Here is a 21,572-nt window from a genome sequence, read left to right on the forward strand (position 1 = left end):
TCCTACTATTATTCGGTCAATGCTGACGATTTTCTAGTTCAGGCACTTGATAGCTAGTCGCCTGTACCTTCCGCTATCTTCTTTCGCAAGTTTGCCAACCGCGTTTTAAAAGCACCATTTTCAACATTTTCTTCATAGCTCATTGCTAGTGCTTTCTCTCTCATTTCAAGCGCCATGGCTAAATCACCGTTAGCTTCATAACCGTCTGCCAGGCTGTCGTAGGCATCAGATTTGTTGGGGAAGCGAGCTATATTTGTCTTAAAAATTGCAATGGCAGAGTCAAAGTCTTGGTTGTTTAGCGCCGCATAACCCGCGTGGTTTACGGCTTTATATTCTGGCTTTGCTTCAAAAGCGTATTTTGCAGAAAGGTCTTTATAGTATTGCTCTACCGCAGGAATACCTTCTTGTATTATCGCACCTGTTGGGCGTAACGAATTTAGCTGCTTTTGAAGCGCCAAGCTCATACCTGCAAGCGCAGTCGTATTGTGGCTTTCAGATGTGTCTAGCTCCGTGTCAAAGGTAAACCCTTTTCGTTCGCTGCTATTTAGCAGTGCAGAGTAACGTTCGTATGCGCTTAGCATGTTTCCATCTTCGTTACCCATATTTATGTATAGATATTTGTTAAGGTCGCTATCTGACGCAAAGAACGCTTTTGCCTCTGGAAATATCACTTCGTCGTGCCACCACAAACTTGGGCTAAATGCGAAGTAAGCTTGAAACAGTTCAGGCCGCTCTTGCAGTGCGTATAAGGTAAAAAGGGCGCTTAATGAATGCCCAGAAACAATCGCGTAGTTATTGGTGCGATAGTTTGCCCCTACGTAAGGCTTTAGTTCTTTTTCTAGAAAGTCTAAAAAGTTGTCGGCACCACCAGATATTCCCCACTGGTTGTAGCTTTCATCATAGGTTGGTGTGAAGTCTCGCGTGCGCTCGGTGTTGTTAATACCGATAACAATCATTTCCTGCGCCATTCCAGACTGATTTAGCAGATCAAGCGTGCCTACGGTATGGGCAAAATTACGCTGTCCATCTAGCAAATATAAAACTGGGTAGGTGGTGTCTTTGTAGCGGGAATAGTTATTAGGTAAGTGAATAAGCAGTTCTCGTGACTCATTCAAAACTTCTGACTTTATTGTTGTAACTACGGCCTCGCCACGTACTTTTGCGTTTACGTGATAGCTAAGACTAATAGCAAGTAAGGCGCCGATAAAAACACAGGCAAGCTTTTGATACATTTGAAATTCCCTTTCCCGCTATCAGGCGCGAGTTTCTCTTTATAATTTAATTTACCTAAGCTGTCATAGTCACTCAAACTTGTCAAAAAATAACCAGGTCATTAATTGGACAGCATTAACTTTTCAATAGATTGCTCGATGATAGTTCGCAAATCTTGTTTGTCTTGAGCGGGCAAATAGCGCGTATGAGCATTTATAAACTCAGGTGTTAAATAGATGCGTTTTATTGCAGCGTTTATACGCTTTATGTGCTCTGCACCCTGAGGAGTATTGGGGCAGATAACGTGGCCTGATACATAGTCAGGGTTATCTGCAATAGAGTAACTGCGCACTTTAATAGGCATGTTCTCTCCAAAACTTCTGTATAAAGTTGCTGGAAAAATGAGTGCAAAATCAGACTTTCCTTTTGAAAACATTTCCATAAAGCGAGAGTAATAAATATTATTTGCTATACGAAGGATTTGCTCTCGATTAACTTGCTTTAGATCGTCGTCTATCCTTTCACCGAATGAGTATTCTTCTGGTAACACAATAAAAGAGTCTGGAAAGGCTTCTAATACGCGAGATATGCTTAGTATTCGGCCTTTTTCATCCAAAAATTCTTTTTCTATTGGTGGCAGTGAAGCCAGTTGGTAAAAACGCTGTGTCTGGAAAAAGCTAAGCGGTAGTGAGTAAAGATGATTTTTTTCGCGTTCAGGTGCTTTTATTTTATTAAGTACGCAAATGTTTTCGCCATGCTGCATATACGCAAAAGAACGCACAAGTGGAACATGAAGCACGGGATCTGTATACCCTATTTCATCAACTAGCATTTGTACCGTATCGACAGAAGTAGAATAGGGATTGCCTTGCAGATTTACCCTTTCAGTAAGAAATGCATTGTCTGCGTGAAACGCCAAAACATTATTCTGCTCATTGATGTCACTCGAACTTGCATGAGCAAATTTCACTAATGTTATTAAAATGAATAGTCCAACCCTGAACAACTTTTTACTCCTTGGCAAAAACTCAACGCTCGTCACCTTGTCTCGCGTTAAACGTACTTTTATTTTGTGACTCTATTAGAAAAGGTAACAGCGTTTAATTTACGTAGTTTTTAAGCGCGGCTTCTACGATTTAACCAATTTACCATCTTTTTGATTTGCTTTAATGAATATTAGAAAGGTTTTCACGTGTTGACGCGCGACTAACGAGAAATTTAGCCTTGTGTAATTAAATTCTGTAAAGGGAGTAAAAAAGCCGCAATCAGCAACGTGATGCGGCTTTCCGAGCTGGGCTGACTAGGCAGCCTTATAGAGCAATTGCGTAAAAGGGGTTAGCTAGAACGACCCTCACTCATAGCTGCCTGTTCAAATACCTTAACTCTAGACATATGATCACCTCCTTATCTTCGTTGCTAAAACTTCTTGGAAAATAACATAGGCGGAACTTAAGTAAAGTGTCGCTGCATTAAAGAAAGTTTAGGAAAAGCGAGCACGACTCAAAAACACGAATAGCGAAACCAAGTCGATAATATAAACCTGTTTAATTAAATCTACGTAACCAATGCTAACTGAAACCCTTTGCCCCGCCCGTTTACGTGCAACTAACGTCTTAACGTGCAACCAGCAGTACGCAAACCCTCAAAAAGGCTAGAACTTAATGCAAACAACAAGCACGCACAAAACCAGCAAGCGTCGGAAAGCCGCACTATTGGTTACGCTTTTTGCCACCTCTTTTTTTACCTTTGCTCAGTCGAACACATCTGAACAAATTGAAATGAAGGGCAGTAAGGGCACTGCTGTAACGGGTAATGTTCAGGCGTCCTTCGATAACCCCTGGGCCATGACATTTTTGCCAGACGGGCACAGCTTGGTAACGGAAAAAGCTGGCACTCTATGGCTACTTGATGAAAACCAGCAGAAGCGTTTTGCTGTTAGTAATGTGCCAAGTGTTACTGCGCGCGGGCAAGGCGGTTTAGGTGATGTCATTATTCACCCTGACTTTGCGTCGAATAACACCATTTATATTTCGTACATTGAACGAGATGAAAAAGACGATGCGTTCAGCGGTGCGGTGATAGAGCGAGCCACGCTTACCTTATCTGATAGTGGTGCGAAGCTGTCTGATAGAAAGCTAATTTGGCGTCAGTCGCCGAAGGTGACGGGGAATGGGCATTACTCTCACCGCATGGCGTTTTCACCTGATGGCCATTTATTTATCACCTCGGGCGAGCGCCAGAAATTCACGCCAGCACAAAATATGGCGATGAATTTAGGTAAGGTGCTGCGCTTAAACGACGACGGTAGCGTGCCTGAAGATAATCCGTTTTATGGTCAAGGCAACGTAACAGAACAAATCTGGACGTTAGGGCACCGCAATCCGCTAGGCATCGATTTTGATGAGAAAGGTAATTTATGGGCTCATGAAATGGGGCCGCGCCATGGCGACGAACTTAATATTATTGAACGAGGTCGCAACTATGGTTACCCAGCAGTGTCGCAGGGCGACCATTACTCAGGCGTGAAAATACCTAACCACGAAGACTACCCCATCTTTAAGTCGCCTGAATTGGCGTGGGTACCTGCCATTAGTCCTGCCGGTTTTATTATTTACAAAGGCGATAAGTTTAGCGACTGGAAGGGAAATGGTTTTATAGGCGGTTTGTCTTCAAAAGCGCTGGTTCGAGTTGCATTTAATAAAGACGATGAAGGCAACTGGAAGGTGGAAGAAGCAGAGCGCTACGAATGGGGTAAGCGAGTACGCGAGGTTGAGCAAGACAGTAAGGGCAATATCTATGTGCTTGAAGATAAAGAAGGCGGAAGGCTGATAAAACTCAATTCACTAAACTAGACGCCATGTAAGCAGAATAAGACTGAAACAGAAGCTTTGAGGGCACATAAATACACATCGATAAGTGATGAGAATGAGTGCTCTCAAGCTGCGATAGCTTCATCAGGTCTTGTTCTTGAGTGACTTTTTAAAGCCTTTTTCTTTTAAATGACGCTTTTTCTAAGTTGGGCCACATTTTTACACCCCAAAGGAAAAGTGTATTGCAAGAACAAGACGGTTTCGCAAATGGTTTAGGTGTATCTGCGAGCACCTTTACGCCATGAGCAATCAATGGAGGAGTTTAGTATCAACCCGTTGAGCGATGTGATACGTTGCTCTTTAGACGAAAGTATAATTTAACCTATTCGAACCTCAGGATCCTCATGTCACAGCCCCCCCAAAACATTAACTTTGAACGTTGCGAAGACGAGCCAATACATATTCCCGAAAGTATACAAAGTTATGGTTTTCTTATTGCGTTTAATTACAAGGACTTGAAGATTTCGATTGTCAGTGACAACTGCGAGTCAGTGTTCACTGAGCCTCTTATTGGTAAACACTTTTTAGAAATACTCTCATCAGATACGAATGAACGGGCATTTCTTGAAGAAACGTTTGATAGGGTTACAAAAACCAAGATTAGGCTGCCCATTAAGCTTCACTTAAAAGCCTCGATGTTAGAGGAAGGAGCGGCGATAGATTATTTGGCGGTGGTTTATGATTCCGGTCACAACTATGTTGTTGAGCTAGAGCCCGCTACCGAATTCAGAGATACCTATAGCGCAGAGCAATTTATCAAACTCTATGCTATGTCTATTGCTCCGCGCTTTAAAGAAATGACGTCACTAAGAGAGATGGCCCAAGAAATGGTCTCGACCATTCGGTATCTCACAAATATGGACAGGGTAGTACTTTACAAATTCAATGATGACTACTCAGGGAAGGTTATCGCAGAAGCTAAAGCCGATGATATGGACTCATATCAAGACTTGTACTTTCCTGCGTCAGATATTCCTGCACAGGCTAGAGCGCTTTACAAAACTAACTGGGTAAGACTAACCCCTGATACTGAGTTACCTCCTGCAAGGCTAGTTCCATCGACTGAAGCGTCAGGCAGAGAGCCGCTGGATCTCACTCGCTCGCTGCTGCGAACTTTTTCACCTATTCATCTTCAATACATTAGAAACCAAGGTTTGCGGGCTTCATTTTCGATCTCTTTAGTAACGGACGGCGAGCTTTACGGGCTAATTTCTTGCCACCATCGCGAGCCTAGTTATATTCCACAAGATGTTAGGCTTCAGTGCGAAAACCTGAGTCAGCTGTTTAGCTGGCATTTATTGGCGAAAGAAGAGGAAATTGCAAAGCATAAGAAGTATGCAACTGACGAAGCAGTTGATGCCATGCTAGACAGAATAGGTCCAGCAAATCCTATCAGTCGCGTAGTTAAAAGTGGTGAAAAAGCATTTTTGGAAGCGCTTAATAGTTCAGGGTTTGTTTATTATTCTCAGTACGAGACCATTACCCTCGGTTCTACTTTACCGATAGAACTCATCAAGGAAATCTTTTCCAAAGCAAGCAGCCAAGGTGGATTCCCATATACCAACGACGCGCTTTATGACGATTACCCAGAAGCACGACAGTACGGTATTGCTGGCATAATGATTATTCCACTGTTTGAAAAGAAGCAATACTTTACCGCCTGGTTCAGGAAGGAAACCCACCGCGTCCAAAAGTGGATAGGCGCTGAAGATGAAAAGTCTGAAGATGCACCAAAAGCTCAGCGGCTTAAACCCAGAGCTTCTTTCACAATCCATACCCGCACTATTAAAGGGCGCTCGACAAGTTTTGATAAGGCGGATGTTGATACTGCCAATCGCCTGAACAGGATGTTTCTTGTTTATGCACTTGATGTGCAAGAACGCATGCATATCAGTATTCAAGAGCTTGAAAAACAAGATAATTACAGAAATGAATTTCTTGCCACGTTAGCTCACGAATTGCGAAATCCGCTTGGGCCTATAATGTCTGGCGCAAGTATTTTAGAAACGGTTGACGATGATAAAACGCGTAAAAGAGTGACGGCTATTATTAATCGTCAAGCGGAATACATGTCAAAACTTATCAACGATTTGATGGATGTATCGCGTATTACGCGAGGTAAGGTCAAGCTTGAGTTTGAAAAACTGAGTATTCAAGACGTGCTGTCAGATTCCCTTGAAATTGTTGACCAGCAGGTAAAAGCGAAAAAGCATAATATAACCGTAAATTATCTTGAAAAAGATGTGACGGTTTATGGCGATAAAGCGCGTTTAAGTCAGATATTCTCAAACATTATTCACAACGCTGCTAAATATACGAGTGAGCAGGGAAGGATAACTGTAGATATCAGAGAGGAAGGTGTCATGGTTGTCGTTGCTGTTAAAGATAACGGCATGGGGATACCTGAAGACAGGCTTAAAGACGTATTTAATATGTTCACCCAAATTGAGGCGCACTCTACACACACTAAAGGCGGTTTGGGAATAGGGCTTACGTTGGTGAGTAAACTTGTAATGCTGCATCACGGTGATGTGTCGGTGATGAGTGAAGGATTAGGCCGGGGAAGTACCTTTGAAGTTAGACTTCCCATTTCTAAAATGGCTTATGAACAGTCTGACAATCAGGAAGTTGAGCCGACTATTCAAAGCCAAACCAAAGTTATGTTCGTTGACGACAATGCCGATCTTATCGATGCATACTGTTTATTAGCAGAATCCATGGGAGTGACTGCCTTAGGTATTACTTCTCCTAAAGAGGCTGTCGCTGAATTCAAGGCGTTTAAACCTAACTTCGTATTTCTTGATATCGGTATGCCAGATATTGACGGTTATGAGCTGGTTAAAATGCTGAAAGCCTTACCTGAATCAGAGAATGTTAAGTTTTATTCTCAAAGCGGGTGGGGCTCAGAGAAATATGTAGAGGACTCCCAAGCGGCAGGGTTCGATCAGCATTTCGTGAAGCCCTTGTCAAAAGACACAATTCAGTCGGTACTAAGCTAAAACATCTGTTAATAGGTTGAAGCTTACCGACTGAATGACTCAAATACTGTGAAACGCGTTATAATGCCGGACAAACGTAATTAGGAATAAATATGAAAGTCTGTGGTGTAGATTTAAAAGGTAATGAAGCAATTGTTAGTTTGGTGTCGCTGGCTGACGGCTTGTTTCATTTGCCTGATTGCCGTACGCGCCGTTTAACGCTTGCCGATACCAGTGCGAAGGGGCTAAAGAGCTTCCAAAGCACCTTCGCTAAACTTGTAGAAGACTACAAAATTGATGCAGTGATAATTCGTCAGCGCCAAAGCAAAGGTAAATTTGCAGGTAGTGCAATTGGCTTCAAGTTAGAGGCTGCCATTGAATTGATTGAAGGGCTTCAAGTTGTAGTATTTAGCCCAACGGATATTAAAGAATCACTACGTAGAAATCCGCTTGCAGTGCCATTTTCTGACACGGGTTTAAAACAGTTTCAGGAAACCGCTTTTACAACGGCGTATGCGTGGCTTATGAAAAATGAGTATGCGTCGCAAGAGTCAGACGAGTAATAATCGGGAGCGGTTGGCTCAATGTTTATACTACTGTGCCTGCATTTATTGTGCGGGCGCTAGTTATCTTCATTGTCAATTTCCGAGATTGATTTTTAGATGGAATATGGCAGACTTTAATTAGACGTAGTTATCAAAAGAACACGGAATGTCACAAGTCGTTTTTTCTCCAAAGCTGTCACCGCAGCTAAACTACACTACTCTGCTCTTATCTGTTTTCTCAATTTTCTTTGTTGCTAGGCTTATATTTCTTCTGGATATCGATGAAGACAAGCTATCCATCCCGGTTTTAGATTTTATAAACCTCTTCGCCAATCTAGAGTTTTTTGCTCTAGCTCGATTGCCTGAATTTTGGAATTTCAGTGATTTAACGGTTAGTAACCTATTAGCAAATTTACACACTACAGCAAACGTATACGCTGCCATTTCTTTAAGCATTTTCCTTATTGGGTTGCTGATTTTTCACCGTAACATGACGCAATTGCCATTTCGCTATTGTGGATTAATGTTGCTTGTTATGGGGTGGATGCATCTTCTAGCAGCAAAGCTCGTGTTGCTCTCATCATTACCTATATTACTTACAGGGCCTGTTTTAGCTGTGGGGTTAATCTCTGTCGTCTATTTTAGTATTCCTTGTTTTTTCATTGAAATTATTTATTTACTTAAGCGAAAAGGGCATCAGTGAAAAAGCTATCTTTCTTGGCTGTCTTGTTTTCTTCCTCTGCAGTAGAAGCAGTGTCAGATGCCGTCATTGAGTATCAAGAAGTCGCGGCTAATACCATCATGCTTTCTATTATATTGGCATTAAACCTATTGTTTTTCTTTTCACTTTTAACGATAGCCGGAATTTTGAGTAAAAAGCGAGTATCAGCTTTAAAAGCGGCTGAAACGTCTGCGAATCATGATCCGCTTACTGCATTACTTAATCGCAGAGGTTTTGAAGCTGCAATGAGTATAAAAGACAATGCCAGTGGCTTTCTTCTCATTGTAGATATCGACGACTTTAAGAAGATTAACGATACTTATGGACACTCTTATGGCGATAAAGTCCTTCAGGAAGTTTCCACACGTTTATCAAGTGTGGTTAGAAGCGGAGATGTTCTCGCTAGATTAGGAGGAGAAGAGTTCGTAATTTTTGTGTGCTCTGAAGATAAAATAGAAAAGTTAGCTGATAGGTTGGTAAAAAGCGTTTCTAGCGAATCTTTTTATTTAGATAATGGTGTGAATATCCAAGTTACAGTAAGCGTTGGAGTTGCACCAATTAACGATTTTTACGCACAGTATGAATCTGCTTATCAAAAGGCGGATAATTCTCTTTATGAAGCTAAAAAACAAGGAAAAAATCAGTTCGCGGTTTCATTATCTCATTGTGTAAGCCCACAATGATGACTAACGTTCATAGTGCGAGAATAAATGAACGTTCTTTGCGTCCTTCCTTTAAATTACCTTTTCTTAACTTTTTCTCTTAATTCTAATAAAGCGTTGTATAGCACTTCTAATTGATTACTGAATTTATCTGCTGTTTTGTGCTCGCTACGCTTTATGGTTAATTCTATTGAACTTGCCAATTCCGCAAGCGTATAAGCGCCGATGTACCGAAGAGCAGTTGTGAAAATATGCGCATTTCGCGCAATAGAAGGGAAATCACGATTATCTATGGCTTGTTTAAGCGCGTTAAGCTCATCTTCTAGCTCCAGAAAATCATTTAGTAGGTCATTATAAAGTTCATCATCACCCATTACCGCCTGTAATGCTTTAGGCTTGTCTATGGATGTCAATGATGATGCCTCTATTCTCGCCTCGCCGGTTACTTCAGTGGTCGCCGTCGACTTTCCCTTATTTAGCACTTCAACAAGCACGTCAAAGAAGCGGTTTGGGTCAACCGGTTTGTTGATGTGGCCGTCCATGCCCGCTGCCAGGCTCTTGTCAATGTCTTGCTGCATGGCGTGAGCCGTCATGGCAATAATCGGCAAAGTTAATTTCAGCTCATCTCTGATTTTTCTAGCTGCTGTTAACCCGTCCATAACGGGCATTTGGATATCCATCAATACCACGTCATAGCTGTTATCTTCACGTAAGGCTTTTATGGCTTCAAAGCCGTTGCTAACCACTTCAATATTTGCGTGGGTGTCGTTTAACAGACCAAGGGTTACTTTTTGATTAAGTGTATTGTCTTCTGCGAAAAGGATCTTCGTTCCGCGCAGATTAGGCACAGGCGCAGCATCTGCTGGTAGGGTTCTAGTGTTCACGTTTAAGCAAAGCTCTTGTAGCTTATCTACAAGCTCACTGGTGCTAAAAGGCTTTTTAATGAAGGTTCGAATACCTAGTTGGTTAGCCTGCTCTCGCATATGAGGCGACTCGAATGCATACAGCATTATCACCTTCGGTGGCTTAATTGAAAACTCCTGTTTCATGATGGCTGCGACTTCCAATCCATCAATGTCAGGCATATTCCAATCTAAAATAAGTACGTCGTAAGGCGCACTGTTTCCCACAGCAGCACGCATTTTGGCTACGGCTTCTTTACCGCCGGTCGCAACATCTGCTTTAATGTTAGCCACTGATAGCGACTCGATAATAGCGTCGCGCGACACGCCAATGTCATCAGCAATAAGTACCTTAAGTAACGAAAGTTGCTTAGACGGCGATACAATTTGTTGGGAAGCATCCTGTTTAACGGTTACGGTAAAATGAAAGCTTGCGCCTTTTCCAAGCTGGCTCTCAACCCAGATCTCTCCGCCCATTAATGTGACTAACTGCTTACATATTGCTAAGCCTAGGCCGGTGCCGCCGTATCGACGAGATATAGACTCATCACCTTGGTTAAATGGTTGAAATAGTAATGCCTTTTGCGTGCTGTTTAGCCCAATCCCTGTGTCTTTAACTTCAAATTCAAGCTGAATGTCTTCTACATTATGCGTGCATCTAACGCTTACCGAAATCAGTCCATCCTCGGTAAACTTAAGAGCGTTACTGACTAAATTGCTTAGAATTTGCTGTATGCGTAACGGGTCGCCGATAAGGTTTAACGGTACGTCACGTGATATGTGCTGAATAAGCTCTATGTGCTTTTCCTCAGCGCGCCCTAAATGCAATCTAATAGTTTGGTTTACTAGCGCGTCTAAATTGAATTGCGTCGATTCAATATCAAGCTTACCCGCTTCTATTTTCGAGAAGTCGAGTATGTCGTTAATTATACTTAGTAGGGTTTGCGACGCGCCTTCTATCTGAATAAGGTTCGTTTGTTGATCTTTATCTTCTGCAGCCCGCTGCGAAAGCTTGGTCAGGCCGATAATGGCGTTAAGCGGCGTGCGAATTTCGTGACTCATGCGTGCAAGAAAGTCAGATTTTGCTTTTGTTGCTTTCTGAAGGTCTTGAGTAAGTGCATCGAGCGCCTTACGTTGTTGGCGAGTTCTAAGCCATAGGCCAACGACTAAGCCTAATGAAAGGATCACAAAACCGATGAAATACAGCTGAAACGTGTTTTGCTTTTTCTGTATAAGGTTACGCTGCTCTTTTAGCTGGTTGTCTTTCTCTAGAAGCTTGATGGTTTCTTCTTTTTCGGAAATAGAAAGTCGCACGCGGTTAAGGGCTAACAATCTTGATTGCTGTTCATTAAAACTTTCTTCATAAGTTTTCGTGTATAGCTTTGAATATTCTAACGCGGCTTCAAAATTGTTGGTTGATTCAAGGAGTGAAATGAGCTTTTCCAACATGCTTAGCACCACGGATTTGTCGTTCTTTATGGCGTCTTTTTTTAATCCACCTTCAAGTTCGCTAATAGCCAAGTCTATTTGATTGCGTTTAATGTAGATGTCGACCAAGCGCAGTAGTCTAGACCCTTCGTTGTATTTAAAACCAACTTTGCGATCTGATTCCGCAGCGCGGTTCAACATGGTCAGCGCTTCAGTTAAATTGCCTTGGGCGATATGTAGCTCAGCCATTTTGGTATGAACAATGCCAATAAAGGGGTAGTGCACCTCTTTGAACAATTCTTCTGCTAGCAGAAGGCTTATTTTAGCGTCTTGATAGTCGCCCAGTTCCGTTTGCGCGTAACCTTGGAAAAAGTAAGCAATGGCTTTGTTTTCTTTATCATTTAAACGCTGAGCTGCGGCGAGGAAGTTTTGACCTAGCTGCAACATCATTTCGTAGTTTTGCAGCGACATGTACACATTGCCCATAGCGCTATATACAAGCAAGGCGTTATCGCTATTTACTTCAATGAAAGCAGCAAGGGATTTGTTGAGCGCTTCGAGTGCACGAGCATGCTCTCCTGACAAGTCCAAAATTAGCCCTTCTAAGCGAAAAGACTCTGCCAGCGCCATGGTGTTGCCGCCTTTTTTCGCAAGCTTGCGGGCTTCCAACAGAGTTTCGTACCCCGCAACAAGGTCTTGCTCAAGTATGTGCTTATAAGCTCTTAGATTGAATAAACGGGCTTGCTGAAAAGCGTTCGGGTGGGCGTCGAAGAAATAGCCTAGCTCGGTGAATGTGGTTTCTACAGACTCATCATTGTTTTGAATTCGCTGCTTCAGTTCGTCTAGCGTAGTGACTGATGATGTGGTGTTAAGTGGTTCTTTTAAAAACGCAAAAGTAGGAAGCGCCATCGTAAAACAAACGATAGCGAAAATGCATTTCAAACGGCGCTTCACTTTCTACTTCAGCTAGCTTAAAAAGATAACGACTAGTAGCTAATTACGCGGGTAGCCTTGCTAGTATCATCAAAGCGTTTGGCTACTTCGTCCCAGTCTTGATCCTTAATTAGCTGAAGATCTTCACCAGATAAACCGTGCTTTTCTGCAGTGCCCACAGGGTCCTTTTTATACGCATCCATTAGTTTGCTGTTGCTGTCTAGCTCAACCAAGAAATCTACAATTGTTTTCTTTGCCATGTCGTTTTTCCTTTTAGTTTACTTTTGGAGATCTAAAGTTAATAACTTGCTGCTCAGTTAAACCTAGCTTTGCCAAACGATCCTGACGGTATGCTGGCATGCCAAGTGAGGGTACAACTAGGGTCGAAATTAATGTTGGCTTGGCGAATTGTAATTCGCGAAGCAACACTTTTTGTATTTTGGGCTCGCAAAGGGGCAGGGTGGCTGCCTCGTAAATAATTAGCTCGTGATTTTCTGGGTAGTGCTCGGCCAGAATGTCAGCCAGCATGGCAAGCCCAGATCCACTGTGACTAGCATCTAACACGCTTAGCGTTGCTTCTCCGGCTAAACCTATTTGCCAGATGATTTGCGTCATGTGAGGGTCAATGCGGTAATCGCGAAACAAAAATTGAGTGGCTTCATAAGACTGACAGCCAAAGCGAGAGGGATCTATTCCCAAATCCGCAATTAAGCAGTCTTCTGCAGACACGCCGGGGAGCATTTGCGCATCTAGATCAAGTTCCCGCACTCTGCGAATAGCCTCATGAGAAGGCGTAACAAATACGCCTGGGTGACCATAAAAAGCCACGCATACTTTCTTACCTTCAACAACTGACTGCACGATGCGGTCGGCCATTTGGTCATAGGTGACAGCGCGAGATTTCCCTTCTTGATAAAGGTCGTCTAAAGACACACTGTTCGGGTTTATATTGGTGACCACGTGTTCACCAACTTTGTTCATGATCCCCATGTACACAATGTCAGCATTTTCGATGTGGCTTTTGGTCGCTATCGTCATTTGACCCGCAACACTGATTCCAGTGCCAACTACAACTAGCGATCCCTTAGGAGTATGTTCTTGTCCCTGAATTAGCGTCATATTTTCCTTTACCACTTGCTAATTGTGATTCACTCAACACTATAAATTAGATTTAGGGTATTTGCTACGTTCACTGATTTATAGCATCTACCATTGCTTTCACATCAGCGTATCGGCAGTTTTCACAAGAACCAAAGCCCTTTACTTGTCTCACTTTAAATCGAGTGAACAAAGGCATGGTCATGCCAGTTAGAAAACGACAGCAAATAGATGATGTGATTGGGCCATCAAATTTTCCGCTCAAATGGGCTCTTAGTGCTGCTATGGCCTCTGATATTTGGTCTGGGTTCGGTGTGGGAATTGGGTTTGAATAGCTGAGCTTAGCCACATTTCCCTGACATACACTGCAGTGCCCGCATTCATTGGGCGCTTGGGAATCGTCAAAATACGCCGATAAGTTATAGCTTAAGCAAGTATTAAGTTCGAAGAAGCCTACCAGCGCGGCGATACGTTCTATTTCTTTGCGCTCGTTTTCAGCGAAATAGCGAGCCAGATTATTGGCTAAGTAGGCATTTTGCAATTTTTCGTAGTCAACGCGGTATACATCAGTTATTAAGCGTGAGGCAAGCTCAATATGATTGTGTTCATGTAAATACTCTAGTGCGGCCACCACCCTGGCACGCTCTGCGCCGTAATGCTGATAAATACTGTCGAAATCTACAATGCCCCACACCTTTTTCATATTTGAATGAGTGAATACGGCGTCTAGAAAGCGAGCCCGTTCTTCTGAGAAAAGGCCGAGTATGGTGGTTTTCTCTGAAATGAAGCGAAATTTATATTCAGCAAAATAGGCATACAAAGGGCGAATAACGTTGGCAAGTTCGAGCTGTACCAGCAGGGTTTTAAGCGGAAGCTGTCGTATGTTGCTGGCACTCGATAAGCTATTTATTTGCGTTTCCCACTGGTAAACATTGTTTTCGCCGTTGGTAGGTGAATCATTGTTCGCCGCTGAATTTATGTGAGCGGGGGCCTGTGCGCTGATATCATCTACTACGCGTTGAATGGCGCTTTTATCTGGTGTATCGCCATAAACGAAGTTCTCTATGGTGACTAACCCGTCAAGGTTTGCTAATACCGTGCAGTTTGCGGCTTTACCGTCTCGTCCACCCCGGCCAATTTCTTGGCTGTAGTTTTCAATAGACTTTGGTAAGTCGTAATGAACAACAAAGCGAATATCCGACTTATCAATGCCCATGCCAAATGCAATGGTAGCCACAACAACTTGAAGCTTATTGTGCATAAAATCTTGCTGGATACCTTGTCTTATATCACTGTCGAGACCAGCGTGGTAAGCCTTTGCAGCAAACCCTTGTTGCTGTAAGAACCTGGCTACTTCTTCTGTGCTATTTTGAAGCGTGACATAAACAATACCCGCGCCTTGCTGTTTTTGAATTTCTTCAAGTAAGGCTTGGTTTTTATATGGTTCATGTACAGGGCGAACATGCAAATTCAAGTTGGGTCGATAAAACCCTGTTTGAATAATATTGGCTGGTGCAATATCAAAGCGCGCTGCCATATCTTCTTTTACTTTTTTAGTGGCAGTAGCTGTGAGCAGAAGTACTAACGGAATATTAAGCTCTTTCTGATATGCCGGAAGTTTTAAGTAGTCAGGGCGAAAGTTGTGGCCCCACTCGGAGATACAGTGTGCTTCATCGACAACTAGCATACTTACTTGAACAGACTCAATGAACTGACGAAAGCGTTCGTTCTTGAAGCGCTCCACCGATACCATCAGAATTTTACACTGGCCTGACCGCACGTCGTTCATCACTTGCTTGTTCTGCTCGGGCGTTAGCGTGGAGTCGATACTGGCCGCTGCAATGCCTTTGCTATGAAGAAACTCCAGCTGGTCTTTCATCAGCGCTAATAGTGGCGACACAACCAAGGTCAAGTGTGGCAATTGCGTAGCAACAAACTGATAGCACAATGATTTGCCCGAGCCAGTGGGAAAAATCGCTAGCGTTGAATTTCCACCAAGCAGTGATTCCACTGCCTCCTTCTGTCCCTCGCGAAACGCCGAAAAACCAAACAGCTGCTGCAAAATATTGGGGTCAGAGTACATTAATAAGCTTCCAAGTCGCGATTTAAAAATGGGGTCAGAGTACATTAACTTATTTCCAAACAGTTTGTGGTTAAGTGTTCGCAGGTTTGAGCTAGTTGAGCCAACGCGACGTTTTTAAAAATAAAGGGGTCAGAGTACATTAAGCTATTTCCGAGCAATCAGCGGTTAACTGCTCACTGATTTGCGGTGGCCTACCCAACGCTTCGTGTTTTAAGCGGTGCCCAGTCAGGCTTTCAATTTGCTGTTTAAATGTATCGCTTCCCAGTACTAGTCCTCTTCGAGTACCGCTTTGAATTTTATCTATGACAGTTTCAGAAAGTTCATCATCGAACAGAGCGCGGTAAGCGGCAAGACGCTGGTTTTCTGAAGCTCCTAAATTTAGGTATACAGGATGAGGACTGTGCAGTGACGAAGGTGTGCCTAACGCATTTATTCTGTAGCTTGACCATTTATATTCAACCGGCTTTTCGACCATGTTCGCTCTTACAGGGTTTAGCTCGATATATCTATAAACCGTGAGAAGATATTCGTCGTTAGAAACCAGACTGGAATGAAACCTTCCTTCCCACAACGTCCCAGAGCGCTCATATATGTGGTTAAAGTACCTCACATACATGCGGCCAAGCGCTTGCATCATTTTGCTTACGCCAAGGTTATCAAGCTTAGGAGTGCAAAGTAAATGAACATGATTGGTCATCAATACCCAAGCATGTATGCCTACATCAAATTTTGCAGAGAACTTTTTAAGCCAGCTAATATAGGCGATGTAGTCGCTTTCACACTTAAAGCATATTGAGCGATTGTTACCTCTTTGGATGACGTGTTGAGGATAGCCTGCGGGAGCCAAACGAGGTTTCCTTGCCATAATTTCACCAAATTCCTTTCTATATTCTCTCTACTAAAATGAGTGAATTGAGAAAAGGCTACAACCCTGTACCTATCAAAACTGGTCTAACGGGCAAGCTGAAAGAATGAAATGAATGGCTTGTTTGGCTCTCTTAAATTAGAAAATGTACTCTGACCCCATTATTCGTATCCCCAAGGGGCGCTTGGCGTTGCTATGGGGTTTTCGAGATCAAAATCTACCTGTACTTCGCGGGCAGGGCGAATTAGTCGATAGCTAAAGCGGCTAGGGTAGATCATCATTTGCCAGACGTTATCCGTTGATGCTGCAATTCCCGATTTTATAAATAACGCTTTTGAATATACATCTGTAGGAAACGACTGCACTTGGGGGAACCCTTCATCTACAGTGTGGCCGCCATACATGGTTGAAGTATGAAAACTGCCATCTTCATTTCTATGATCGTGCTTCAGCATAAGACCCGCGCCGGTTTTCGTTAGAATCCAAGTGCGGGATGCATCATCTCCCACGTGAAAAGGAATTTGAATTTCCGAGTCTGTACACTTTCGTACGTGCATAACAAGCTTCGCATTACCGAACGTATTACCCACATTGTCTTTGCTAACTTTGCCCTGAAATGCTTTACCGCAGTGGGCTTTTATCGCATTAAAAAATGCATCGTGAGTAGGAATCGAGACCAACGGTGCCTCTTTAGCAAGCGCAGCATTGCTTATTACAGCAAGCCCAAGTAAGACGTACGCACAATACTTTTTCATTTCTTAATTCATCATAGCAATTTGATACAGGCTTAGCAGTGTAACCCATCTAAGTAATGGGGTCAGAGTACTTTATTGATAAAGCTCATGGCGTGATGTGTGATTAGGAGAGCGGTGGTATCACTTGGTGTAGCCGTTGGGTTGCTAAGCAGAAACACTCGGAAAAAATGTACTCTGACCCCATTTTTTCTGAAGGGGCAGTTCAAAACTTGAAGTAATGGGGTCAGAGTACTTTATTGATAAAGACTGTGGCGTAATGTGAGATAGGAGAGTGGCTGTATTACTTGGTGTAGCCGTGGGGTTGCTACGCGGAAAAACTCGCAAAAATGTACTCTGACCCCATTTTTTTGGGTGTATAAGTGGTCGAAACGCATATGTATTCGCAATTTAAATATTGCTGATAGTTGCGGCGTGTTAGCTTAGCAATACATTCAGCGTTTAATTTTCAGGGCAAAATAATCACATGAATAAATCAAAACAACTGTTTACGCTAATTACCTCAGAAGGTGAACTTCAGGTATCGTTAAAAGAAGTTGATGTTCCAGAGCCGAAGCCGCACGAAGTGATTGTGCGTATGGAAGCATCTCCTATTAACCCGTCAGATATGTGGCCTATGTTTGGTCCAGCAAGCCTAGATAAAGCGACCTTCGATACAGATAAAAGTGCGTTGGTTGCGCCGGTGCATAAGCCTTTGTTAAATCGTATTAAGTCGCGTTTAGACCAGACTCTGCCTATCGGAAACGAAGGTGCAGGTACGGTTGTTAAGGCGGGTGATAGCCCGGAGGCACAAGCTTTAATGGGCAAAACCGTATCTATTCTTACTGGGGCAGCGTATACCGAGTATGCCTGTGTGCCTATGCAGGCATGTTTGCCTCATCTAGAAAGCACAACGCCACAACAAGCCGCATCGTCATTCGTTAACCCACTGACCGCGCTAGGTATGGTTGAAACAATGCGTATGGAAGGGCACAAAGCGCTAGTGCACACCGCAGCGGCATCAAACCTTGGGCAAATGCTGAACAAGATTTGTTTAGAGCAGGGCGTTGAGCTTGTAAATATTGTTCGCAGCCAAAAGCAGGTGGATATACTTAAAGAGATCGGCGCGAAAATTGTGCTCGACTCAAGTAGCGAGAATTTTAAAGCCGAACTTTATCAAGCCATCGACAGCACGGGTGCAACACTAGCGTTTGACGCCATTGGCGGCGGTGAGCTAGTTAGCGATATTCTTACTATGATGGAAGCGTCGGGCAGCAAAGATGCAAAAGGCTTCAACACTTACGGCTCTGACAGCAATAAACAAGTGTATATCTATGGTGGCTTAGATTTCTCGCCAACTATTTTGAATCGCGCTTACGGCATGACGTGGAGCATTGGTGGTTGGCTATTAATGCGTTTCTTAGGCAAGCTTGATAAGAAGCGTGTAGGCGAGCTATATCAAAAAGTGGCGACGGAAATTAACACTACCTTTGCATCGTCTTACACCAAAGAACTGAGTCTTGAGGAGGCACTACAGCCTGAGAATGTAGCGCTTTATAACGCTAAAAAGACCGGTGAAAAATACCTGATTGTGCCAAACAAGGGCTAATCAGCGCAGCGTTTAAATACGGCAATTTCAGCTAAATTTTGATTAATAAAAGGGTCTGTTGATCTTTGATGTACAAACTTCGGTTTAAAGTACATCAAAGGGCTACAGACCTTTTTTGTATTCGTTATGATTCAGCTGCAAAGAAGCTGAAAATGCTGCGAAGTAACCAGTAAACAGTAACCGAAATAAAAGGTATTTGAGACAACATGCCTGAAGGCCCAGAGATTCGTCGCGCTGCAGATAAAGTTGAAGCGGTGATAAAAGATATCCCCCTAGAAAAAGTAGAGTTTGGATTAGCTCAACTTAAACCCTACGCTAAGCAGTTAGAAGGCGAAAAAGTGCTGCGCATGGAAACTCGCGGCAAGGCGCTAATTACCCATTTTAGCAATGGGCTCTCTATATATTCACACAATCAACTCTATGGAGTGTGGCATACCTGTAAACGCAACGAAATACCGGGTACTACCCGCCAGCTAAGGGTAGGGCTTCATACCGAAACACACAGTGCTATTTTATATAGTGCGTCTGACATTAGCATTTGGCCAACACAAACTATTCATGAACACCCTTTTTTACAAAGAGTTGGGCCCGACGTACTCAACAATTCGGTGTCAGAAGAAATGGTATTAGAACGTTTACGTTCAAAAGCTTTTTATAACCGCGCACTAAGCGGCTTGTATTTGGATCAGCGTTTTATGGCGGGGCTGGGCAACTACCTTCGCAGCGAAATATTGTTTGCAGCAGGTGTTCATGCTTCACTCAAACCTTCTCAGTTAGATGATGAGCAGCTACGCAGCTTGGCACATCACACCTTAGCAATATGCAAACGTAGCTATGAAACCGGTGGCTATACCGTGTACACAGAACTACGCGAAGTGCTTGAAGCAAAAGGCGTTAACTTTGAAGGTACGCGGTTTATGGTGTTCGACAGGGAAGAGCAGCCTTGTAGAGTCTGCGCCACTACAATAAAACGCCAAACGTATAACGGGCGGCGCCTTTATTGGTGTAGCCAGTGCCAGGCGAAGTAATCTACCCCAATTTTTTATGATCAATAAATAATCTGTTTGACTTATTTCCAATTACAATTAATTATATCCGTAACTGGTTACGGAGTTTAGTGAAGTGAAGTCATTTAATGAATTGGGGCATATTGCATTAGGTACTGCCTTACGTCAGTTAGCCGCGCAGGTGTCAAAGGATGCAGAAAATACTTATGCGAAATTTGGATTTGCGATAGAGCCAAAGTGGTTCCCCGTATTTTATGTGCTCGCGTCAAAAGGTGCTGATTCCGTTGTGAATATCGCTAAAGAGATAAATCATTCTCACGTGTCGGTGAGTAAAATCGTAAAAGAAATGAAAGCACGCGACCTAATTGAAAGTTACAAGTCGAGCGACGACTCACGGGTTACGCTGGTGGCTTTAAACGATAAAGCGAAAGCGATGGTGCCCCAAATGGAAAAGCAGTGCGATGCCATAGACGCTGCTATGCGCGAACTAAAAGATGAAACGGGCATCGATTTATGGGAAGCGGTGAGCGTAGTTGAACGGCACCTTCGATATCGCCCAATTAGTGCAAGAGTGGACGGTGACTCGCCTGATATTAAGGTAGTCGATTATGCGCCAAAGTATCGCGAGGCATTTAAATCGCTCAATGTTGAATGGATAAGTAAATATTGGGAATTGGAAGAGCCCGACTTTAAAGCGCTCGACGACCCTGAAGGCTACATTTTGAATCAGTCGGGTGTGATATTGTTCGCGTTAGATAAGGGCGAACCCATAGGCTGCTGTGCACTTATTAAACAAGCTGACGATATGTTTGAACTTGCCAAAATGGCGGTGTCTCCCAAAGCTCAAGGCAAAGGGGTAGGGCTGCTGTTAGGTAAAAGTATTGTCGAAAGAGCGAAACTGATGGGGTTAAAGCGGCTTTATTTAGAGAGCAATTCGGTACTTAAGCCCGCAATACGTTTGTACGAAAAGATAGGGTTTAAGCATATTAAGGGGGCGTCATCGCCTTACGCGAGATGTGATGTGCAGATGGAGCTTTATTTAAATAAGTAATTGTTACCGTGAAGTGCAGCGATAAGTAAAGCCACACAACACCACGGTCACTGTCTTGGTTTAACTGGAGGTTCGATACTGTTGCCAAAACGGATAACTCTCAGCTTTCAATGTAAAATGATAAAAAGCTGAGACGCATTCAGTCCATTCTTGCCAAAAGACGAGTGTGCGCCTTGTTAACCGCACACTCACATTTTCACTTAAATATTCACTCAAAAGCTATCGGGCCGAAAGTATTATTACTTTCTTTGTGAGTAATAATGCTGCTCTCTGCCTTCGTTTACCATTTTCACATCGGCGCAATATTCAGAGACCGGCCTTATCAGTAACCTAGGAATGCCAATGGGTTCTCCGGTCTCCAAGCAGTATCCAAAAGACTTGTCTTTTATTCGTCGCAACGACTTATCGATTTTAGGAAGTAGCTTTCGCTCCCTGTCCAAAATTCGAAGAGAAAGCCTGGATTCTTCTTCATACTGCGCCCGATCAACTTCATCGTTTATCTCAGGAGGTTGGCTTAACGATGCCTTCATCTCTTCAATATGAGCCATGGTTTGCTGTTTTAAATCGTTGAGCAATGCCTGAAAAAATTCAAGCTGCTCATCGTTCATGTAGTCGTCTTCACTGGCGGCAAGAAGCGCTTCTTTAGTCAACGTTTTACTCATTTCAGCTCCACTAAGGCTTGATGAAACCAGCCTAAAACATGCTTAAAGTGTGCCTCGCCATACAAACGTAGAAATTGCTTTGTATGCTGATCCTTCATGTTCGAAAGCGCCGCTATCCGTGATTCTAAAAACGCTTTGTCTAACGTTATGCCACAATCGCGGACAATACAGTTTTGCCATTCAACGAAGTTAGACGGTATTACCGGTGAATTCAT

General features: G+C 43.2%; 18 protein-coding genes. 8 read left to right on the top strand and 10 right to left on the bottom strand.

Annotated features, from left to right (window positions below; genetic code table 11):
• Window positions 1-53: 53 nt before the first annotated feature.
• Together MHN00_RS06305 and MHN00_RS06310 are read right to left on the bottom strand one after the other, a co-directional pair.
• A complete protein-coding gene (locus tag MHN00_RS06305) occupies window positions 54-1,232 on the bottom strand; it encodes an alpha/beta hydrolase-fold protein (protein WP_239300658.1) in 1,179 nt (392 codons plus the stop codon).
• Window positions 1,233-1,333: 101 nt separating this feature from the next.
• A complete protein-coding gene (locus MHN00_RS06310; RefSeq protein ID WP_239300659.1) occupies window positions 1,334-2,218 on the bottom strand; it encodes a hypothetical protein in 885 nt (294 codons plus the stop codon).
• A 655-nt stretch (window positions 2,219-2,873) separates the two neighbouring features.
• Here MHN00_RS06310 and MHN00_RS06315 point away from each other — a divergent pair.
• The 5 genes from MHN00_RS06315 to MHN00_RS06335 all read left to right on the top strand — a co-directional run bounded on the left by MHN00_RS06315 (window position 2,874) and on the right by MHN00_RS06335 (window position 9,009).
• Window positions 2,874-4,064: a PQQ-dependent sugar dehydrogenase gene (locus tag MHN00_RS06315; protein WP_239300660.1), complete on the top strand. Its 1,191-nt coding sequence runs from the start codon at window positions 2,874-2,876 to the stop codon at window positions 4,062-4,064.
• Between the two features lie 362 nt (window positions 4,065-4,426).
• Window positions 4,427-7,081 carry an ATP-binding protein gene (locus tag MHN00_RS06320; protein ID WP_239300661.1) on the top strand — a complete coding sequence of 885 codons (2,655 nt, stop codon included), beginning with the start codon at window positions 4,427-4,429 and terminating at the stop codon, window positions 7,079-7,081.
• 92 nt (window positions 7,082-7,173) lie between these two features.
• Window positions 7,174-7,623 (top strand): DUF3010 family protein, encoded by a 450-nt coding sequence (locus MHN00_RS06325; protein WP_014950351.1) that lies wholly within the window; start codon window positions 7,174-7,176, stop codon window positions 7,621-7,623.
• A gap of 148 nt (window positions 7,624-7,771) precedes the next feature.
• Window positions 7,772-8,308 carry a hypothetical protein gene (locus tag MHN00_RS06330; RefSeq protein WP_239300662.1) on the top strand — a complete coding sequence of 179 codons (537 nt, stop codon included), beginning with the start codon at window positions 7,772-7,774 and terminating at the stop codon, window positions 8,306-8,308.
• On the top strand, window positions 8,305-9,009 hold the full coding sequence (locus MHN00_RS06335) for a GGDEF domain-containing protein (protein ID WP_239300663.1): 705 nt from the start codon (window positions 8,305-8,307) through the stop codon (window positions 9,007-9,009). The genes MHN00_RS06330 and MHN00_RS06335 overlap by 4 nt, the downstream gene beginning before the upstream one ends.
• A 56-nt stretch (window positions 9,010-9,065) precedes the next feature.
• Here MHN00_RS06335 and MHN00_RS06340 read toward each other — a convergent pair whose 3' ends face one another.
• The 6 genes from MHN00_RS06340 to MHN00_RS06365 form a co-directional block, all read right to left on the bottom strand.
• Window positions 9,066-12,227: a response regulator gene (locus MHN00_RS06340; RefSeq protein ID WP_239300664.1), complete on the bottom strand. Its 3,162-nt coding sequence runs from the start codon at window positions 12,225-12,227 to the stop codon at window positions 9,066-9,068.
• A 77-nt stretch (window positions 12,228-12,304) separates the two neighbouring features.
• Window positions 12,305-12,511 carry a hypothetical protein gene (locus MHN00_RS06345; RefSeq protein WP_239300666.1) on the bottom strand — a complete coding sequence of 69 codons (207 nt, stop codon included), beginning with the start codon at window positions 12,509-12,511 and terminating at the stop codon, window positions 12,305-12,307.
• A gap of 13 nt (window positions 12,512-12,524) precedes the next feature.
• On the bottom strand, window positions 12,525-13,370 hold the full coding sequence (locus MHN00_RS06350) for an SAM-dependent methyltransferase (protein WP_239300668.1): 846 nt from the start codon (window positions 13,368-13,370) through the stop codon (window positions 12,525-12,527).
• Between the two features lie 70 nt (window positions 13,371-13,440).
• Window positions 13,441-15,432, bottom strand: a complete 1,992-nt coding sequence (locus tag MHN00_RS06355; RefSeq protein ID WP_239300853.1) for an ATP-dependent DNA helicase RecQ — start codon at window positions 15,430-15,432, stop codon at window positions 13,441-13,443.
• A 139-nt stretch (window positions 15,433-15,571) separates the two neighbouring features.
• A complete protein-coding gene (locus tag MHN00_RS06360) occupies window positions 15,572-16,297 on the bottom strand; it encodes a transposase (protein WP_239300670.1) in 726 nt (241 codons plus the stop codon).
• A gap of 161 nt (window positions 16,298-16,458) precedes the next feature.
• The gene (locus MHN00_RS06365; RefSeq protein ID WP_239300672.1) at window positions 16,459-17,052 is read right to left on the bottom strand and encodes a hypothetical protein; all 594 of its coding nucleotides are present in this window, start codon (window positions 17,050-17,052) and stop codon (window positions 16,459-16,461) included.
• Between the two features lie 463 nt (window positions 17,053-17,515).
• Between MHN00_RS06365 and MHN00_RS06370 the strand changes: the two genes are divergently transcribed.
• From MHN00_RS06370 to MHN00_RS06380, 3 genes are all read left to right on the top strand, one after another.
• Window positions 17,516-18,637: a zinc-binding dehydrogenase gene (locus tag MHN00_RS06370; RefSeq protein ID WP_239300674.1), complete on the top strand. Its 1,122-nt coding sequence runs from the start codon at window positions 17,516-17,518 to the stop codon at window positions 18,635-18,637.
• Between the two features lie 206 nt (window positions 18,638-18,843).
• Window positions 18,844-19,665, top strand: a complete 822-nt coding sequence (gene nei / locus MHN00_RS06375; protein ID WP_239300676.1) for an endonuclease VIII — start codon at window positions 18,844-18,846, stop codon at window positions 19,663-19,665.
• A 94-nt stretch (window positions 19,666-19,759) separates the two neighbouring features.
• On the top strand, window positions 19,760-20,695 hold the full coding sequence (locus MHN00_RS06380) for a helix-turn-helix domain-containing GNAT family N-acetyltransferase (protein WP_239300677.1): 936 nt from the start codon (window positions 19,760-19,762) through the stop codon (window positions 20,693-20,695).
• A gap of 239 nt (window positions 20,696-20,934) precedes the next feature.
• On the opposite strand, the gene MHN00_RS06385 is transcribed toward MHN00_RS06380, so the two are convergent.
• Both MHN00_RS06385 and MHN00_RS06390 read right to left on the bottom strand, forming a co-directional pair.
• Entirely contained in the window at window positions 20,935-21,357 is a 423-nt protein-coding gene (locus MHN00_RS06385) for a TraR/DksA C4-type zinc finger protein (protein ID WP_039228088.1), read from the bottom strand.
• Window positions 21,354-21,572: a hypothetical protein gene (locus MHN00_RS06390; RefSeq protein ID WP_239300678.1), complete on the bottom strand. Its 219-nt coding sequence runs from the start codon at window positions 21,570-21,572 to the stop codon at window positions 21,354-21,356. The genes MHN00_RS06385 and MHN00_RS06390 overlap by 4 nt, the downstream gene beginning before the upstream one ends.

It is taken from the genome of Alteromonas sp. Cnat2-8 (assembly GCF_022348355.1).
GTDB classification, from domain to species: domain Bacteria; phylum Pseudomonadota; class Gammaproteobacteria; order Enterobacterales; family Alteromonadaceae; genus Alteromonas; species Alteromonas macleodii.

What these genes read in the sequence shown, in the direction of transcription:
- MHN00_RS06330 (WP_239300662.1), top strand. Translation starts at nt 7,772, where the DNA reads ATGTCACAAGTCGTTTTTTCTCCAAAGCTGTCACCGCAGCTAAACTAC.
- MHN00_RS06360 (WP_239300670.1), bottom strand. Translation starts at nt 16,297, where the DNA reads ATGGCAAGGAAACCTCGTTTGGCTCCCGCAGGCTATCCTCAACACGTC.
- MHN00_RS06325 (WP_014950351.1), top strand. Translation starts at nt 7,174, where the DNA reads ATGAAAGTCTGTGGTGTAGATTTAAAAGGTAATGAAGCAATTGTTAGT.
- MHN00_RS06390 (WP_239300678.1), bottom strand. Translation starts at nt 21,572, where the DNA reads ATGAATTCACCGGTAATACCGTCTAACTTCGTTGAATGGCAAAACTGT.
- MHN00_RS06355 (WP_239300853.1), bottom strand. Translation starts at nt 15,432, where the DNA reads ATGTACTCTGACCCCAATATTTTGCAGCAGCTGTTTGGTTTTTCGGCG.
- nei (WP_239300676.1), top strand. Translation starts at nt 18,844, where the DNA reads ATGCCTGAAGGCCCAGAGATTCGTCGCGCTGCAGATAAAGTTGAAGCG.
- MHN00_RS06365 (WP_239300672.1), bottom strand. Translation starts at nt 17,052, where the DNA reads ATGAAAAAGTATTGTGCGTACGTCTTACTTGGGCTTGCTGTAATAAGC.
- MHN00_RS06370 (WP_239300674.1), top strand. Translation starts at nt 17,516, where the DNA reads ATGAATAAATCAAAACAACTGTTTACGCTAATTACCTCAGAAGGTGAA.
- MHN00_RS06320 (WP_239300661.1), top strand. Translation starts at nt 4,427, where the DNA reads ATGTCACAGCCCCCCCAAAACATTAACTTTGAACGTTGCGAAGACGAG.
- MHN00_RS06385 (WP_039228088.1), bottom strand. Translation starts at nt 21,357, where the DNA reads ATGAGTAAAACGTTGACTAAAGAAGCGCTTCTTGCCGCCAGTGAAGAC.
- MHN00_RS06315 (WP_239300660.1), top strand. Translation starts at nt 2,874, where the DNA reads ATGCAAACAACAAGCACGCACAAAACCAGCAAGCGTCGGAAAGCCGCA.
- MHN00_RS06340 (WP_239300664.1), bottom strand. Translation starts at nt 12,227, where the DNA reads ATGGCGCTTCCTACTTTTGCGTTTTTAAAAGAACCACTTAACACCACA.
- MHN00_RS06345 (WP_239300666.1), bottom strand. Translation starts at nt 12,511, where the DNA reads ATGGCAAAGAAAACAATTGTAGATTTCTTGGTTGAGCTAGACAGCAAC.
- MHN00_RS06350 (WP_239300668.1), bottom strand. Translation starts at nt 13,370, where the DNA reads ATGACGCTAATTCAGGGACAAGAACATACTCCTAAGGGATCGCTAGTT.
- MHN00_RS06305 (WP_239300658.1), bottom strand. Translation starts at nt 1,232, where the DNA reads ATGTATCAAAAGCTTGCCTGTGTTTTTATCGGCGCCTTACTTGCTATT.